This window comes from Streptomyces sp. NPDC107581, from assembly GCF_055657175.1.
In genome coordinates, this window is the sequence record NZ_JBVKBH010000009.1 from 262,639 (window position 1) to 277,141 (window position 14,503).

General features: G+C 70.4%; 15 protein-coding genes. 10 read left to right on the forward strand and 5 right to left on the reverse strand.

Annotation, left to right across the window (positions count from 1 at the left end):
• Positions 1-570: 570 nt before the first annotated feature.
• The gene (locus ACZ7P3_RS24515; protein ID WP_472085047.1) at positions 571-1,254 is read left to right on the forward strand and encodes a copper chaperone PCu(A)C domain-containing protein; all 684 of its coding nucleotides are present in this window, start codon (positions 571-573) and stop codon (positions 1,252-1,254) included.
• Between the two features lie 109 nt (positions 1,255-1,363).
• On the opposite strand, the gene phoP is transcribed toward ACZ7P3_RS24515, so the two are convergent.
• Together phoP and phoR are read right to left on the reverse strand one after the other, a co-directional pair.
• Positions 1,364-2,035 (reverse strand): two-component system response regulator PhoP, encoded by a 672-nt coding sequence (gene phoP, locus ACZ7P3_RS24520; protein ID WP_018568744.1) that lies wholly within the window; start codon positions 2,033-2,035, stop codon positions 1,364-1,366.
• A gap of 5 nt (positions 2,036-2,040) precedes the next feature.
• The gene (gene phoR / locus ACZ7P3_RS24525) at positions 2,041-3,294 is read right to left on the reverse strand and encodes a two-component system sensor histidine kinase PhoR (RefSeq protein ID WP_472085049.1); all 1,254 of its coding nucleotides are present in this window, start codon (positions 3,292-3,294) and stop codon (positions 2,041-2,043) included.
• Between the two features lie 232 nt (positions 3,295-3,526).
• Between phoR and phoU the strand changes: the two genes are divergently transcribed.
• Complete coding sequence (gene phoU, locus ACZ7P3_RS24530) at positions 3,527-4,216, forward strand: phosphate signaling complex protein PhoU (RefSeq protein ID WP_472085051.1); 690 nt, start codon at positions 3,527-3,529, stop codon at positions 4,214-4,216.
• A gap of 627 nt (positions 4,217-4,843) precedes the next feature.
• Here the strand turns inward: phoU and ACZ7P3_RS24535 are convergent.
• Together ACZ7P3_RS24535 and ACZ7P3_RS24540 are read right to left on the reverse strand one after the other, a co-directional pair.
• Entirely contained in the window at positions 4,844-5,743 is a 900-nt protein-coding gene (locus ACZ7P3_RS24535) for a hypothetical protein (protein WP_472085053.1), read from the reverse strand.
• 23 nt (positions 5,744-5,766) lie between these two features.
• Positions 5,767-6,087: a GYD domain-containing protein gene (locus ACZ7P3_RS24540; protein WP_472085055.1), complete on the reverse strand. Its 321-nt coding sequence runs from the start codon at positions 6,085-6,087 to the stop codon at positions 5,767-5,769.
• Between the two features lie 189 nt (positions 6,088-6,276).
• On the opposite strand from ACZ7P3_RS24540, the gene ACZ7P3_RS24545 reads away from it, so the two are divergent.
• The 7 genes from ACZ7P3_RS24545 to ACZ7P3_RS24575 all read left to right on the forward strand — a co-directional run bounded on the left by ACZ7P3_RS24545 (position 6,277) and on the right by ACZ7P3_RS24575 (position 12,008).
• Positions 6,277-7,029: a helix-turn-helix transcriptional regulator gene (locus ACZ7P3_RS24545; protein ID WP_472085057.1), complete on the forward strand. Its 753-nt coding sequence runs from the start codon at positions 6,277-6,279 to the stop codon at positions 7,027-7,029.
• A gap of 179 nt (positions 7,030-7,208) precedes the next feature.
• Complete coding sequence (locus tag ACZ7P3_RS24550; protein WP_472085059.1) at positions 7,209-7,610, forward strand: hypothetical protein; 402 nt, start codon at positions 7,209-7,211, stop codon at positions 7,608-7,610.
• A gap of 478 nt (positions 7,611-8,088) precedes the next feature.
• On the forward strand, positions 8,089-8,457 hold the full coding sequence (locus ACZ7P3_RS24555; RefSeq protein ID WP_472085061.1) for an SH3 domain-containing protein: 369 nt from the start codon (positions 8,089-8,091) through the stop codon (positions 8,455-8,457).
• 261 nt (positions 8,458-8,718) lie between these two features.
• Complete coding sequence (locus ACZ7P3_RS24560) at positions 8,719-9,090, forward strand: hypothetical protein (protein ID WP_472085063.1); 372 nt, start codon at positions 8,719-8,721, stop codon at positions 9,088-9,090.
• Positions 9,091-9,940: 850 nt separating this feature from the next.
• Positions 9,941-10,216: a hypothetical protein gene (locus tag ACZ7P3_RS24565; protein WP_398889759.1), complete on the forward strand. Its 276-nt coding sequence runs from the start codon at positions 9,941-9,943 to the stop codon at positions 10,214-10,216.
• 404 nt (positions 10,217-10,620) lie between these two features.
• On the forward strand, positions 10,621-10,827 hold the full coding sequence (locus ACZ7P3_RS24570) for a hypothetical protein (protein WP_472085065.1): 207 nt from the start codon (positions 10,621-10,623) through the stop codon (positions 10,825-10,827).
• Positions 10,828-11,801: 974 nt separating this feature from the next.
• Positions 11,802-12,008 carry a hypothetical protein gene (locus tag ACZ7P3_RS24575; RefSeq protein ID WP_472085067.1) on the forward strand — a complete coding sequence of 69 codons (207 nt, stop codon included), beginning with the start codon at positions 11,802-11,804 and terminating at the stop codon, positions 12,006-12,008.
• A gap of 309 nt (positions 12,009-12,317) precedes the next feature.
• On the opposite strand, the gene ACZ7P3_RS24580 is transcribed toward ACZ7P3_RS24575, so the two are convergent.
• The gene (locus ACZ7P3_RS24580) at positions 12,318-13,079 is read right to left on the reverse strand and encodes a phosphoglyceromutase (protein ID WP_472085069.1); all 762 of its coding nucleotides are present in this window, start codon (positions 13,077-13,079) and stop codon (positions 12,318-12,320) included.
• Between the two features lie 164 nt (positions 13,080-13,243).
• Between ACZ7P3_RS24580 and ACZ7P3_RS24585 the strand changes: the two genes are divergently transcribed.
• Positions 13,244-14,497: an MDR family MFS transporter gene (locus tag ACZ7P3_RS24585; protein WP_472085071.1), complete on the forward strand. Its 1,254-nt coding sequence runs from the start codon at positions 13,244-13,246 to the stop codon at positions 14,495-14,497.
• Positions 14,498-14,503 lie beyond the last annotated feature (6 nt).

Genomic DNA, 14,503 nt, shown 5'->3' on the forward strand with positions numbered 1-14,503 from the left:
CATATCTCAGGGCTTGACAACAGCGACAGGAACGTGCTGCGGGGGCCCTGCGGAACCAGGAATTCGCAGGTGGGAGGGGCTCTCCAGGCGAGGTGAAACGCGTACGCTACACGCTCGCCGAGCCGTCTCCAAGTGGATGAACGTCCCGATTTGTCCGCTTCCAAGCGTACGACTTCCGCTACTCCGTTCGGTGACCCGAGCCGGCTACGAGACGAATCCGGAATTGATCACAGGCGGCCGGATGGGCGGTCGGTGATCAATATCCCGGGTGGCCCGTGCATTCCTTCACGGAAAATTTGCGGGGCGCGTTGCGGGGATGCGGACTCGGGTGTTGCGGCCGCGTTATACGAATGGAGGACGAGTACCTCGTCAATGTGACTCATGGGTCACTTGCGGCGGGTGGGGCGCGTGCGATGAACCGCCGATGTACGGCCAGCCGGAGGGAAGCCGGGCGCTTGGGGGAGGGTCGGGTGCAGACGCGCGGGAACGGCTCGGTAGCCTAAGGCCGCTGACAGACACTTAGGGTGGCTTTATGAGGAGCCGCCCCTGGTTCAAGGAGTTGCCGCCGCCGTGAGCAGCAGCCTTCGACGCGGCGCCCTCGCCGCCTCCGCCATCGCCTTCTCGATCGCCTCGCTCGCCGCCTGCGGCGCCGGCAACAACTCCCAGACACTGGAGATCCAGCCGGACAACGCCGCGACCAGCGTCGGCAACATCAAGATCCAGAACGCCACGGTCATCACCCAGCCCGACCTGAAGGCGTCCGGTCCGGCCGTGATCTCCGCGACCATCTTCAACCAGGGCAAGACGGCCCAGACCCTGCAGTCGATCACCGTCGCCGGCTCCAGCGAGAGTGTCAAGCTGTCCCCCGCCAAGGGCCAGAGCCTGACCGTTCCGGCCCACGGCTCGCTGATCCTCGGCGGCAAGGGCAACGGCTCCGCCGTGCTGGCCAGCGGCCGTGAGGCGGTCCAGGACGGCAACGCGCAGAAGGTCACCTTCACCTTCAGCCAGACCGGTCCGGTGAACCTGCGCGCCTTCGTGGTCCCGGCCACCAGCTACTTCACCGGCTGGGGCCCGAGCGAGATTCCCTCCGCCTCGGCCACCACCTCCGCCGCCCCGGGCGCGTCCGCGTCCGGCAACGCCAAGCCGGGCAAGGGCGGCAAGTCCACCCCCTCCTCGACCGCGAGCGCCACGGACACGGCGACCACCGGCGCCACCCCCAGCGACTCGGCGTCGCAGTCGGCCGCCGGCCACTGAGCAGCCGTACGCACGAAGGGCGGCACCCCGGCCGGGGTGCCGCCCTTTCGTCGTGATCCATGCGGTTAGCCGTGAATCGCGCGGTTCGCCGTGAATTGTCCGGTCCGGTTTACGGCTCGAACTTGTAGCCGAGGCCACGGACCGTCACCAGGTAGCGCGGCGCTCCCGGGTCCGGCTCGATCTTGGCGCGCAGGCGCTTGACGTGGACGTCGAGGGTCTTGGTGTCGCCCACGTAGTCGGCGCCCCAGACCCGGTCGATCAGCTGCATACGGGTCAGCACGCGGCCCGCGTTGCGCAGCAGCATCTCCAGGAGGTCGAACTCCTTGAGCGGAAGGTCGACCTTGGAGCCGGAGACCGTCACGACGTGGCGGTCGACGTCCATGCGGACCGGGCCCGCCTCCAGCGCGGCCGGCGTCACCTCCTCCGGCTCGCCGCGGCGGCGCAGGACGGCCCGGATACGGGCGACCAGCTCGCGGGACGAGAAGGGCTTGGTGACGTAGTCGTCGGCTCCTATTTCCAGGCCCACGACCTTGTCGATCTCGCTGTCCTTCGCGGTCACCATGATCACGGGGACGTTGGAGCGGCCGCGCAGCTGGCGGCACACCTCCGTGCCGGGCAGCCCCGGCAGCATCAGGTCGAGGAGGACGAGATCGGCGCCGTTGCGCTCGAACTCGTCGAGTCCGTCGGGGCCGGTCGCCGCCACGGCGACCTCGAAGCCCTCCTTGCGGAGCATGTAGGACAGGGCGTCGGAGAAGGACTCCTCGTCCTCGACGACGAGCACTCGGGTCACGGAAGGACCTCCGGGGCGGTAAGCGGTTCGTACGGGGATGTCTCGGTGGGGCCGCCGGCCTCGTCGTCGAGGTCGGGATGCTGCTGTGCGCGGTCGCGGGCCACACCCGCCTCCGGCAGCCTGAGGGTGAAGGTGGAGCCCTGGCCTTCGGCGCTCCAGACCGTGACCTCCCCGCCGTGCGAGGCGACCACGTGCTTGACGATCGCGAGACCCAGACCGGTGCCTCCGGTGGCCCGGGAGCGGGCCGGGTCGACGCGGTAGAAGCGCTCGAAGATGCGCTCCTTGTCCTTGTCGGTGATGCCGATGCCCTGGTCCGTGACGGCGAGTTCGATCATGTCGCCGCCGGATGCGCTGACCCGGCGGGCGGCTATGCCGACGCGGGTGCGGGCCGGGGAGTAGTTCACGGCGTTCTCGACGAGGTTGCCGAGGGCCGCGGCCAGCTGACCGCGATTGCCCCAGACGTGCAGGTCGGCGGTACCGCCGGCGGCCATGGTGATCTGTTTGGTGCCGGCCTGGTGACGGCAGCGGTCGATGGCCTCGGCGACCAGCTCGTCCACCCGGACGGGTTCGGCGTCCTCGAGCGGGTCGTCGTTCTGCACCCGCGAGAGGTCGATCAGTTCCTGGACCAGGTTGGTCAGCCGGGTCGCCTCGATCTGCATGCGGCCCGCGAAGCGCTGAACGGCCTCGGGGTCGTCCGAGGCGTCCATGACGGCCTCGGAGAGCAGGGAGAGCGCGCCGACGGGTGTCTTCAGCTCGTGGCTCACGTTGGCCACGAAGTCACGCCGTACGGCCTCGATCCGGCGCGCCTCGGTGAGGTCCTCGACCAGCAGCAGGACCAGGCGGGAGCCGAGCGGGGCCACGCGTGCGGAGACGGCGAGGGCCTCGCCCCGGCCGGAGCCGCGACGGGGCAGGTCCAGCTCGACCTGGCGTATCTCCCCGTCCCGTCTGGTGTCCCGGGCCATCTGGAGCATGGGTTCGATGGCGAGCTTGCCGCCGCGGACCAGCCCGAGGGCGTAGGCGGCGGAGCTTGCCTTGACTACGGCGTCGCCCTCGTCGAGGACGACGGCCGAGGAGCGGAGCACCGACAGAACGGTGTCCACTCCGGGCGGGAGTACGGGATCGGTGTGCAAAGAAGTCCTGGTCGGTCGCTTCTGGTCGCGTTCGCTCCAGCGGAACGCCAGCATGGCGATGACGCCGGTGAGCACCCCGGCGATCGCTGCCGCTGCGGCGACCGCCGCGTTCACGTCCATGCATCCAGGTTAGGCATGCGGTACGACATGCCCACAGCCGTCGAGGTGCGACCTCGGCCACTCGTCGCCCAGAGTTCACCTGGGAGCCAGTGTTGGTTCATTTGGGGTGGCAGAAACGGTCGCGTCCGGGGCAGAACGTGGGAGCGTGGGGTTCGCACCGCTGGTTTCGCCACGGGGCGCGTGGTGTCACGGCCCCCGGAACCCCTAAGCACACGTACGAGAGGGAACCCTGATGCGGGACGCGTACCACGAGGAACTGGACTCGATCGGCGACGGTCTGGTGGAGATGGCCCGGCTGGTCGGGTCGGCGATCGGGCGCGCCACGACCGCCATCCTCGACGCCGACCTGAAGCTGGCCGAGAGCGTGATCGAGGCGGACCAGAAGGTCGACGAGCTCCAGCACGACCTGGAGGCGCGGGCGATAGCCCTGCTCGCCCGCCAGCAGCCGGTGGCGACCGACCTCCGTATCGTCGTCACGTCGCTGCGCATGTCCGCCGACCTGGAGCGCTCCGGCGACCTCGCCCAGCACGTGGCGAAGCTCGCCCGGCTGCGCTTCCCCAACCGTGCGGTCCCGCAGGACCTGCACGCCACCATCCTGGAGATGGGCCAGCTCGCGCAGCGCCTGATGGCGAAGGCGGCCGAGGTGATCGTGACGAAGGACGTCGACCTCGCCCTCCAGCTGGAGCAGGACGACGACGCGATGGACCTCCTGCACCGCACCCTCTTCCAGCACCTGATCGACGAGCGCTGGAAGCACGGCATCGAGACGGCCGTCGACGTGACCCTGCTGGGCCGCTACTACGAGCGGTACGCCGACCACGCGGTGGCCGTCGCCAAGCGCGTCGTCTTCCTGGTCACGGGTGAGCACGCGGACGAGCTGCAGTCGGACATCCACCCGGTGACCGGGTCCGAGGGGGCGTAGCACCGCAGGCCGACCGGGCGCCCGGGACCTCCTGGGCACCGGGATTCTCCCGGGCGTCCGGATCCCTCCGGACGCCCGGCTCCTTCTGGGCGTCCGGGTCCTGCCGGGCGTCCAGATCTTTGCGGGCGTCCAGATCTTTGCGGGCGTCCGGATCCCTCCCGGGCGTCCGGATCCCTCCCGGGCGTCCGGATCTTTCGGGGTGTCCGGATGCTTCCCTCGCGGCCGGCTCTTTCGGGGCGTCCAGCTCCCTCCCGCGAGGCCAGGTCCTGTCGTATCTTCATTTCCGGGCCCCATCTCCGGGCCCTACGAGCCCTCTCGGGGGCTCGTGGAGTGCCGGGCGGGGCGCGCGAGCGCATCCATGCGCCGTTGATGCGCCCAGCAAAACGGGCATGCAATGGGCGAGGGCACCAGCCCCCGTGTCGAGGAGGGACCCATGGCCGAATCCCCCAGCACCACGCCCAACCCCACCCAGGAGCGCGAGACCGACCAGCCCGCCCAGATCAGGAGCCTGCCGCTGGTAGGCGCGTGCGGCTGCGGTTCGGGCTGCGGGTGCGGATGCCAGTCGGGCGCGCCCTGCCAGTGCGGCTGACCGTACGGCTGCCCGGGCCGGTGTGAGCTCGACGCGGTTCACACCGGCTCTCGCCGCAGGCGCTTCTGCACCGCGGTCATGAGCGGCTGGAGCTTGCCGGTCAGCGACCGGTAGTCCTTGGTACGGCCGTCCGACCACTGGCCCAGGCCGACCAGCAGCAGTCTGTCGGTCCCGGCGAACGACTGCACCAGCCCGCTGTCCGCCGGCAGCGACCGCAGACCGGATCCGGCGGGCGGCAGCAGCACGCCGACCTCGTGGTCCGTGGGGTTCGATGCCAGGGCAGTGACCAGATGAGCGACGTCCTGCGGATCCTTCATCCCGAACGCGACCATCGTGTACTCGTTGTTCGCCGCGTCCTTGTAGAGCGCCCCTACGACGCCCCGGCAGCCCTTGCTCCGTTGGATCAACGCGGTCAGGTTCGGACCGACCATGCCCGAGCCCGTGCAGTTCGGACCGCCGGACTGCCTGACCTTCGTAAAGCCGCCGATGTGTGCGGGGAACGCCTGATCAGCGGTGACCATCGGCTCCGTGGCCGGCTTCGCCGCCCCGGCACCCGCGGTCACCGTCGGCCGGGCCGCGGGCGCGGCCGGGGCGTGCCGGGCCGAGGGCGCCGTGGGAGCGTGCCGGGCTGGGGGCGCGGCCTTCGCGTGCGCTGTCGCGTGGTGCCCCGAACTCAGCCACAGCCCCGCCCCGGCCAGTGCGGCCACGGCACCGAGCCCGGCTGTCACCGCAAGGGCCCTGCGGCGTCGCGGCCGTTGCGCAGCAGCCGCGCGCTCGGCTGCGCCCGGCTCCTGAAGGCCCGCGCGCTCAGCCGCGCTCGGCTCGTGAATCGCCGCGCGCCCAGTCGCGCTCGACCCGTGAATCCCCGCGCTCTTCTCGAACTCCCTGACGAACTCGTCCCACTGTTCGTCACCCGTCCCCTGGTGCGCTTCAGTCACGCGCGCACCCTAGCGGGTCCGGTTCACGCGCCGGGGGCGCGGAAGGCGACCTGCCGGCGGGCGGCCTCGTCGATCTCATCGAGGGTGAGGAGAGGGGTGGCCCGGGTCTGGAGGGCGCCGCTGGCCTTGACGGTCAGGCTGACGGCGGCCATCGAGACCGGATCGGGAAAGTCCACGATCATGACGAGGTCGTCCTGCCCGAAGGCGAAGTACATGGTCTCGACCGTCCCGCCGAGGCCGGTGACGACCTGCTCGACGGCGGCACGGCGGCCACTCCCGCCTTCCGTGAGCAGCCCCTTCGTACCCTCGGTCGTGTAGGTGGCCTGAATGAGGAACTTCGGCATGGGGACGCTCCCTGCCCATCGCTTGTCCGGTCTGCGAAACAGGCCTTCCCGCTGTTCCATCGGCCGCCACTCGGGCGGCGGCCGGATTCACTCGTTGGAAGCGCGGACCTGCGGACCGCTTTCCCGGTCGTCCGGCCCGCGCCCGTCGGCTACGCGGCCCGGGCCGGCCCTTCCGGAACGAGCCGGGTGATGGCGTTCACCTACTACACCCGCCTGGAACGCGGCCGCCCCATCAACGCCTCGGACACCGTGCTGGACGCCGTGGCCCGGGCCCTGCGACTGGACGGCGCCGAACGCACCCATCTCTTCGACCTCGCCGGACACACCACCACCCGGACCTTCCGGACCTCCCGCAACCCCGCGCCCGCGCAGCGCGTCCGCCCCGGTCTGCACAGACTGCTGGACAGCCTGCGCGACACCCCCGCCCTGATCATCGGCTGTCGCATGGACGTCCTGGCCGCCAATCGACTGGCCCGCGCCCTGTACACCGACTTCGAGGCCATGCCCCGCCGGGAGCGCAATGTGGCGCGCTACGTCTTCCTCGACCCGGCCGCCCGCGAGCTGTTCGCCGACTGGGCGGCCGCCGGACGCGACGCCGTGGCATCCCTCCACCTCTACGCGGGCCGCCACCCTCAGGACCCCCTGCTGACCGGACTGATCGCCGAGCTGTCGGACCGGGACGACGACTTCAGCCGCTGGCGGGACGCGCACGACGTGGTCGAGCACGCCCACGGCACCAAGCGCTACCGCCATCCCCTCGCCGGCGAGATCACGCTGGACTTCGAGTCCCTCCCCGTGCCCGGCGACCCGGACCAGACCCTCGTCCTGCAGACGGCGGAGCCGGGATCACCGTCGGCCCGGGCCCTGCGGACGCTTGCCGACCACGCCGCCGCCGAGGTGTCCGACGCGGCCGGTGACTCCGGCTCCTGGAACCGCGCTTGAACCGGACGCGGGCCGACGCACACGGGCGGGCGCGGGCCGACGTACTCGGGTGGGCGCGGGCCGACGTACTCGGGTGGGCGCGGGCCGACGTACTCGGGTGGGCGCGGGCCGACGTACTCGGGTGGAACTGAGTACTTGCGCCCTGGCCGGTGAACAGGGTGGGCCGGGACGCTGGGGGCATGCGTCAAGGACTGAAAGCCGTTCTCCAGTTGCTGTCGATCCCCGTGCTGGCCGGTCTGTCGCTGACGGCGTGGGCCGCCTGGCTGGGCTGGGACCAGCATCGCGACGTGCACCCTGACGGTACGACGACCGGCCCGTACGAGCCGTGGCAGGTGATCGGGCTGGTGCTGACCCTGCTGGTACCGGTGTGCTGGGCGGCATACCGGCGCTACGTCGCAGGCGCGGTGCTCGGCACCACGGCCGGCATGACCGTCGCCGCCTATTGCGACTGGTCGGACGATTCCAGCGGCCTCTTCATGATCGGCGTGGTGATGGTCATGATCGGGACCTTCGTCGCGACCGCCGTCGTCAGCGCCGTCACCGCCTCCGCGCAACGAGACATCCACCGCATCACAGCCTGACCGCCGCGGCCGTCTGCGGAGGGCGTCCGGCCGAGGTCCGCACGTCCGGTGAACACAGCTGCCGCACCAGCGTGCAACCGCCGCGTCAGGAAGGCCCGGGCGGTTCCGCGGACGGCCAGCTGGCCGGTCGGGCGCGGGCCTCCTGCGCGATGGCCGGCCACGGGTCATCGACCAAACGCGCAACTGCCGAGCGTGGCGAACGTGGATGGCCTGCAACGAGCCTCCGCACAGAGTCATGCGCGTCGTCGGCCAGCCCCGTGCCGTGCTGTGCCGGGTGCCGCGGCGTGCCGGGTGCCGCGGCGGGCGATGGCAGGCACGGTCCCGCGGGCGAGTTCATCCGGCACGGCTCACGGCGACGTCCCCGCCCCGCACCGCACGCCCAACTACCGGACTGGACATGGCCGCCAGGGCCGATCCGCCTCACGGCGTGAGCCGTTGTAGGGTGCCGGTGATCATGAAAATAATGAATCGGGGAACTGTGCATCTCTCTCTGAAGGCCGCGACCGTCACCGCTTCGCTCATCGGCGCCACGGCGTTCGCGATCGCCCCGGCCGGCGCCGCGCCCGCGCAGACCACCACGAAGACCGCTTCCGCCGCCGCGTTCAGCTGCCACGTCTACAACACCTCCGGCTCCGAGCTGAACGTGCGCAGCGGGGCCGGGACGACGTACGCGGTCATCGGCACCATCGCCGCCAAGGGAAAGCTGCCGTGCGGCAGCCTCGGCGAGAGCTCCGTGAACCGCCAGCGGTACACGGCGTGCCACATCACCAGCACCGAGTGGATGACCGTACGGATCAACGGCCACGACGGCTGGGTGGCCGTGGCGTGCGTGGCGCTGGGCGTCTGAGCATCACCCGCATCTGAGTGCCGCGGCCCGGACACGGCCCCGGCACGGCACCGAGCCCCCTGCCTGCTGCGACCCCGCAGGCAGGGGGCTCGATCGATAGGGCCTGCTTCTTCCTGCCCTGGGTCCGGCGGGCCTGCCTCTCGATCCAGCCGACCGTCGGACTCGAGAATTCAGCAGTAGTTGAAATTGATGTTGTTCTTCCCGGCATTGCACCTGTTGCTGGTGTTCGTGCGGTTGCTCCCGCGCCAGCCCCTGTTGTGATTGTTGCTGTTATTTCCCTGGCCGGCACTGGTGTTGTTGTTCCTACTGTTCCCGCCTCCGCTGTTATTGCTGTTGCCGGTGGGATTGCAGGCGTTGCTGCTGTTGTTGTACACACACCCGCCGCTGCCGTTCCCGCTGCCGCCGCTGCTGCTGGTGTTGCTCCCGCTGCTGCTTGTGGGGTTGCAGGCGTTACTGGCGTTGTTGTACACACACCCGCCGCTGCCGTTCCCGCTGCCGCCGCTGTTGCTCCCGCTGCTGCTGGTGTTGCTCCCGCTGCTGCTTGTGTTGCTCCCACCGCTGCCGGTGGGGTTGCAGGCGTTACTGGCGTTGTTGTACACACACCCGCCGTTGTCAGCACGCGCCGTCACGTGAGTTCCCGTAGTCGCCGGGGCGGCGAATGCGGCAGAGGACCCCAGAGCACCTCCCACCGCCAGGGCAGCCGATGCGATCAGCAGCGCCGCACACTTTGCGAGTTTGTGAGCCATGACGATTCCTTTCCCATGACTACAGTCCTGCCGATGGGCAGCCCCATTCGATCGCGGAAGGAATTGACCACAGAATGCGCCACCAGGTCATGAACTGATGAGCCGCCAGAGTCATTTCGCCGGCGTGATGGGCGACATTCCGGGAAACCCGGCATCCAGAACCCTTTCGGCAGTATGCCCTGCTGCAGCGGGGGATACATCGGGCGATCCCCCCAGATTTCACCGCGCCACACCCCACATGCCACCCCGGCATGGACCGCCCGCTCAGGAGACGAACCGGCCGTCAGCGACCGTGCTCGCTGAAGTCCAGCGGCGCCTGCCCAGCCGTTCGCCGGTCCGGATCTTGGGACGCTGGGCCGTCCGATCCACCCGGTCGGCCGGACGGGTCGGCTACCGCGCTTCGCACCATCGCAGTTACTCAGCGCGGTCGCTCCAGGTGTCCAGGACGAGCCCGCCCTCCGGGTGCCCAGGACGGGCGGGGTAGAGGGTGCGACGCTGGAGTGAGGGGCCCGCGAGTGGAGGTCCGACTGCGTCTCATCCGGCCCGGGGCCGTCTCCTTCGGCCTGGCGACCATGTCCCGGTGCGGCTCAGTGGATGCGACGCGGAATCGTGCGGTCAATCTGTGAGCCCGCCGGCCGGGGGCACCACTCACCGAGCGTCGCCAGGCGGCCTTACCGCGTGGATCCGGCCCGCCGGGACCAGGACCGCGCGACCGACCCGGAAGGCAGGTGCGTCCCATGCGCACGTCGACCCGTATCGCCGGTGCCCTCACCGGTCTGACCCTCACCCTCGGCGGTGCGGTCCTCGCCGCTCCCGCGGTCCGGGCGGACATCCCCGCCTGCACACGGATGGCCGAACTGGCCGGTGCCACCGCTTCCGACTCCGTCACAGCGGCCTGCGGCCGTGGCGTGGTCGGAGACCTGCAGAGTTGTGTGACCGGGCTGACCGGGGCCGGAGTGGCGGGCGGCGCCGCGACCGGTGCCTGCCGGGCGGCGGCCCACGAACCGCGTTAGAGGACCGCGCGCGGCAGCCGCCCGCCGACACCGGTCGGAGGCAGGGACGTACGGCCCGTCTCCTCCTCAACCCCCGGCCTGCCCGGACACAACGCGTGGCCTGTCCGGACACAACGCGTGGCCTGCCCGGACACAACGCGGCCCCGGTGGGCAGTCCCGACGCCAAGGACATCGACGTCGCCCCGCTCCTGCCGACGCGAACACGGCGTACCGATGCGGCCGGTCGAGGTCGGTGACGTCATGCCTCTCCGGGGGCGGGCAGTCACCTTCCGGGCGCGGCGCCCAGCCTCGCCTCGCCTCGCGGGCCTCGTGCGGAGCGCCCATGCTGACCAAGAGGGCGCCGTCGTCATGAGACTTGTCCTTCCCGAAGGCCGAACGAAGGCGCCTGAGAGGAGGAGGAAGTCATGCGCGTACGAAGAATCCTGGGCCTCGCCCTGGCCGCGGCAACCCTTGCCGGCGTGAGCGCCGTCGGCGCTGTCAGCGCCGGGGCCGCCTCGTCTCCGAACATCTCCAGGGACGACTGCACGGCCGCCGGCGGACAGGTCGTTTCACGCCCCTACGCCGGCCTCGCCTGCTCGCTGCCCGACGGGACCACGCCGGCGATCACTTGACCGGTCGGCGCACGGCTGGGCAACCAGTCCGGCCGGTGCACCCGGCGCGGTGCGTACGGGGTGACGGCACCCGGTCCACCGTCGGGTGGACCGCCCGCGCCCGTCTCGACACCGCGGCACCAGCGATGGTGGACGCCGACCGTCTCGAAGCCAACGCCGTCACCGCTTCGAGCCGGTCCGCGCCGCCCTGAACACCGCGCTCCCCGCCGTCCTGAACGGCCTCGGCCGTGTCGTCATACGGTGACCGCCGAGGTCGTTCGCATGTCCAGGCCCGTTCCGACCGAGGCACCCACGGTGAACGTCGTCACAACGCTGTGCGGCTTGACCTCGCCGCACGTCCGACAGAGCTTGTGTGCGCTGTTCACACGTCCAGACGACCAGGGCGAGCCACAGGGCGCACCGGCAACGCCCGAATGTGACAACGTGACCGAACTGGTCACCCACGACAAGGCCGGCGAGCGTCGCGCTCACCTACTACGACCTGCGCTTCCTCAAGCCCGGCAACACCACCACCCTGCCCACCGCCTATCAACTGGCCACGCTGCAGCACGGAAACCCGAAGCTCCGGACCGAACGACGGATCTCGCGGGTCTTCGACTGGCTGCAGGCGCCGTTCTCCGGGGGCTACTTCCTCGGCGACTACCAAGGCCTGGTGGCAGACGGCAAGGGAGTGCGGGCGGTGCTCACCGAGACCCACTCCGGCGCACCACAGAACCGTACGGACGTGTACACCAGCAGTCTCCGCACCCGCTGACAGCGCCGGTTGCGGACGCCGCCCCCTCCGGAACAACGGAGAGACCACGCATCCGGCCGGGGTGGTCTCTTCGTTCCAGGGCCTGTCCGACGGGTCGTATCACCGACCCCGCACCCGACAAGACTTTCACCCGAATGGCGCAATACGACGTGCCACCCACATGGGTGAAGATCAAGCTGGCTAGTGCCCCAACCGAGGCAATGCGTGAAAGGGGAACCACATGCGCATGGGACGAATCCTCGCCGCCGTCATCGCCACGGCAGCGCTCGCCGGACTCGGCCTCACAGGCGCCGCCACCGCCACCGCCGCCGCACGGGGCGGTCCATCCTACGTCACCCCTTCCGAGTGCAAGCAGGGCGGCGGAACGGCTGACCTCACCAGCAACACCTGCAATGGCGGTACGCACAACGGGGAGAAGATCGACTAACCGCCACAAGGCGCCCCGCAGCCACGCGCCGCGGGGCGCTCCCGGGCGAGCGTGGCCGGGAGCGCCGGCGAGTGTGGCCGGGAGCGCCGCAGGGACTGTGCCGACGCGCCAAGGAGCACATGAAACGGTTCCCGCTCCCGCGAAGGCGGGCGTCATCCCGCAGGCCGAGAGCCGGGAGCGGGCCCGAAGACTCTCGGGCAGGCTCTCCACCCGCAAGATCACACGGGCTGAGGTTCCGGGGAGGTCCCAGACCAAGAAAACACCCCTGATCCGCACCGAAAGTGCAGATCAGAGGCATGATCATAAAAGCTACTTCTTCTTGCCCTGGTTCTTGACCGCCTCGATCGCCGCCGCGGCGGCCTCCGGGTCGAGGTACGTGCCGCCGGGGGTGAGCGGCTTGAAGTCGGCGTCCAGCTCGTAGTACAGCGGGATGCCCGTCGGGATGTTCAGGCCCGCGATGTCCGCGTCCGAGATGCCGTCCAGGTGCTTGACCAGGGCGCGGAGGCTGTTGCCGTGGGCGGCGACCAGGACCGTGCGGCCGGCCAGGAGGTCGGGGACGATGCCGTCGTACCAGTACGGGAGCATGCGGACGACGACGTCCTTCAGGCACTCCGTCTTCGGGCGCAGCTCCGGCGGGATGGAGGCGTAGCGGGCGTCGTTCGCCTGGGAGAACTCGGAGTCGTCCGCGAGCGGGGGCGGCGGGGTGTCGTACGAGCGGCGCCAGAGCATGAACTGCTCCTCGCCGAACTCGGCCAGCGTCGCCGCCTTGTCCTTGCCCTGCAGGGCGCCGTAGTGGCGCTCGTTCAGGCGCCACGAGCGGTGGACGGGGATCCAGTGGCGGTCGGCGGACTCCAGCGCCAGCTGGGCCGTGCGGATCGCGCGCTTCTGGAGGGACGTGTGGAGCACGTCGGGCAGCAGGCCGGCGTCCTTGAGCAGCTCACCGCCGCGGACCGCCTCCTTCTCGCCCTTCTCGTTCAGGTTGACGTCCACCCAGCCGGTGAACAGGTTCTTCGCGTTCCACTCGCTCTCGCCGTGACGGAGGAGGATCAGCTTGTACGGTGCGTCGGCCATGCCCCAGAGCGTAATCCACGCATTCGGCCCCCAGAGCGTGTGCCCGGCAGCCGGACAGTTGACGGCTTCTGTTAATTGAGTGGCCGCGGTCAAGTCCACGCATGTAAGTTGCGCTTGCTGGTCGAGCCACTTACGTCGTCGCTGTACATCCATGGGGGTCCGTCATGTCCGTCGCCCGTCTCAGACGAGCCACCCGGGAGAGCGTCTCCGGGCTCCCCCGGGAGTTCTGGTGGCTGTGGACCAGCACTCTCGTCAACCGGCTGGGCGCCTTCGTCGCCACCTTCATGGCGCTCTACCTCACGCTCGACCGCGGCTACTCCGCCTCCTACGCCGGTCTCGTCGCCTCCCTGCACGGGCTCGGCGGAGTCGTCTCCGCGCTCGGCGGCGGGGTGATGGCGGACCGGCTCGGCAGGCGGCCCACCCTGCTGATCGCGCAGACGGCCACCGCGGGCTCCGTCGCGCTGCTCGGCTTCATGCACGACCCCGTCGCCATCGCCGCCGTCGCGTTCCTCGTCGGCATGGCCTCCAACGCCTCCCGGCCTGCCGTGCAGGCGATGATGGCCGACATCGTCCGGCCCGAGGACCGGGTGCGGGCGTTCTCGCTCAACTACTGGGCCATCAACCTCGGCTTCGCCGTCTCCTCCATGGCCGCCGGGTTCATCGCCGAGTTCAGCTATCTCGCCGGGTTCCTGATCGAGGCCGGGATGACCCTGGCGTGCGCGGTCGTCGTCTTCGTCAAGCTGCCCGAATCGCGGCCCACGGCCGCCGCCAGGCAGGCGGAGGGCGAGATCAGCCTCGGAACCGTGCTGCGTGACGGGCGGTACATGGCCGTCGTCGGGCTGTCCTTCCTCGTCGCCCTCGTCTTCCAGCAGGGCTCGGTCGGACTGCCGGTGGCCATGGGGCGGGCCGGGTTCTCGCCCGCCGACTACGGCCTGGCCATCGCCGTCAACGGCATCCTGATCGTCGTGCTGCAGATCCCGGTCACGCGCTTCATCGAGCACCGCGACCCGCGCTCGCTGCTCGTCGTGTCCTCGCTGCTCGCGGGCTACGGCTTCGGGCTCACCGCCTTCGCCGGGTCGGTCGGCGTCTTCGCGCTCACCGTGTGCGTGTGGACGCTCGCCGAGATCGTGAGCGCGCCGACGCAGACCGGGCTCGTCGTCCGGCTGTCGCCCGTGCACGGGCGCGGGCGCTACCAGGGCATGTACACGCTGTCGTGGTCCGCCGCCTCGCTGATCGCGCCGCTCATGTCGGGCACGGTCATCGACCGGTGGGGCGCGGGGTGGCTGTGGGGGATGTGTGCCGTGGTGGGAACGGTCGCGGGGCTGGGGTACGGAGTGCTCATGCGGGGGCTGCCCAAGGAGCTCCCGATGGCGTCCGCCCCGACGGCGGAGGCCGAGCCCGTGGTCCGCGCCGCCTGAGGAGCC

Excerpts from the sequence above, each read along its gene's own strand:
- phoR (WP_472085049.1), bottom strand. The coding sequence starts at position 3,294 with ATGGACGTGAACGCGGCGGTCGCCGCAGCGGCAGCGATCGCCGGGGTG.
- phoU (WP_472085051.1), top strand. The coding sequence starts at position 3,527 with ATGCGGGACGCGTACCACGAGGAACTGGACTCGATCGGCGACGGTCTG.
- ACZ7P3_RS24540 (WP_472085055.1), bottom strand. The coding sequence starts at position 6,087 with ATGCCGAAGTTCCTCATTCAGGCCACCTACACGACCGAGGGTACGAAG.
- ACZ7P3_RS24545 (WP_472085057.1), top strand. The coding sequence starts at position 6,277 with ATGGCGTTCACCTACTACACCCGCCTGGAACGCGGCCGCCCCATCAAC.
- ACZ7P3_RS24550 (WP_472085059.1), top strand. The coding sequence starts at position 7,209 with ATGCGTCAAGGACTGAAAGCCGTTCTCCAGTTGCTGTCGATCCCCGTG.
- ACZ7P3_RS24565 (WP_398889759.1), top strand. The coding sequence starts at position 9,941 with ATGCGCACGTCGACCCGTATCGCCGGTGCCCTCACCGGTCTGACCCTC.
- ACZ7P3_RS24570 (WP_472085065.1), top strand. The coding sequence starts at position 10,621 with ATGCGCGTACGAAGAATCCTGGGCCTCGCCCTGGCCGCGGCAACCCTT.
- ACZ7P3_RS24575 (WP_472085067.1), top strand. The coding sequence starts at position 11,802 with ATGCGCATGGGACGAATCCTCGCCGCCGTCATCGCCACGGCAGCGCTC.
- ACZ7P3_RS24580 (WP_472085069.1), bottom strand. The coding sequence starts at position 13,079 with ATGGCCGACGCACCGTACAAGCTGATCCTCCTCCGTCACGGCGAGAGC.
- ACZ7P3_RS24585 (WP_472085071.1), top strand. The coding sequence starts at position 13,244 with ATGTCCGTCGCCCGTCTCAGACGAGCCACCCGGGAGAGCGTCTCCGGG.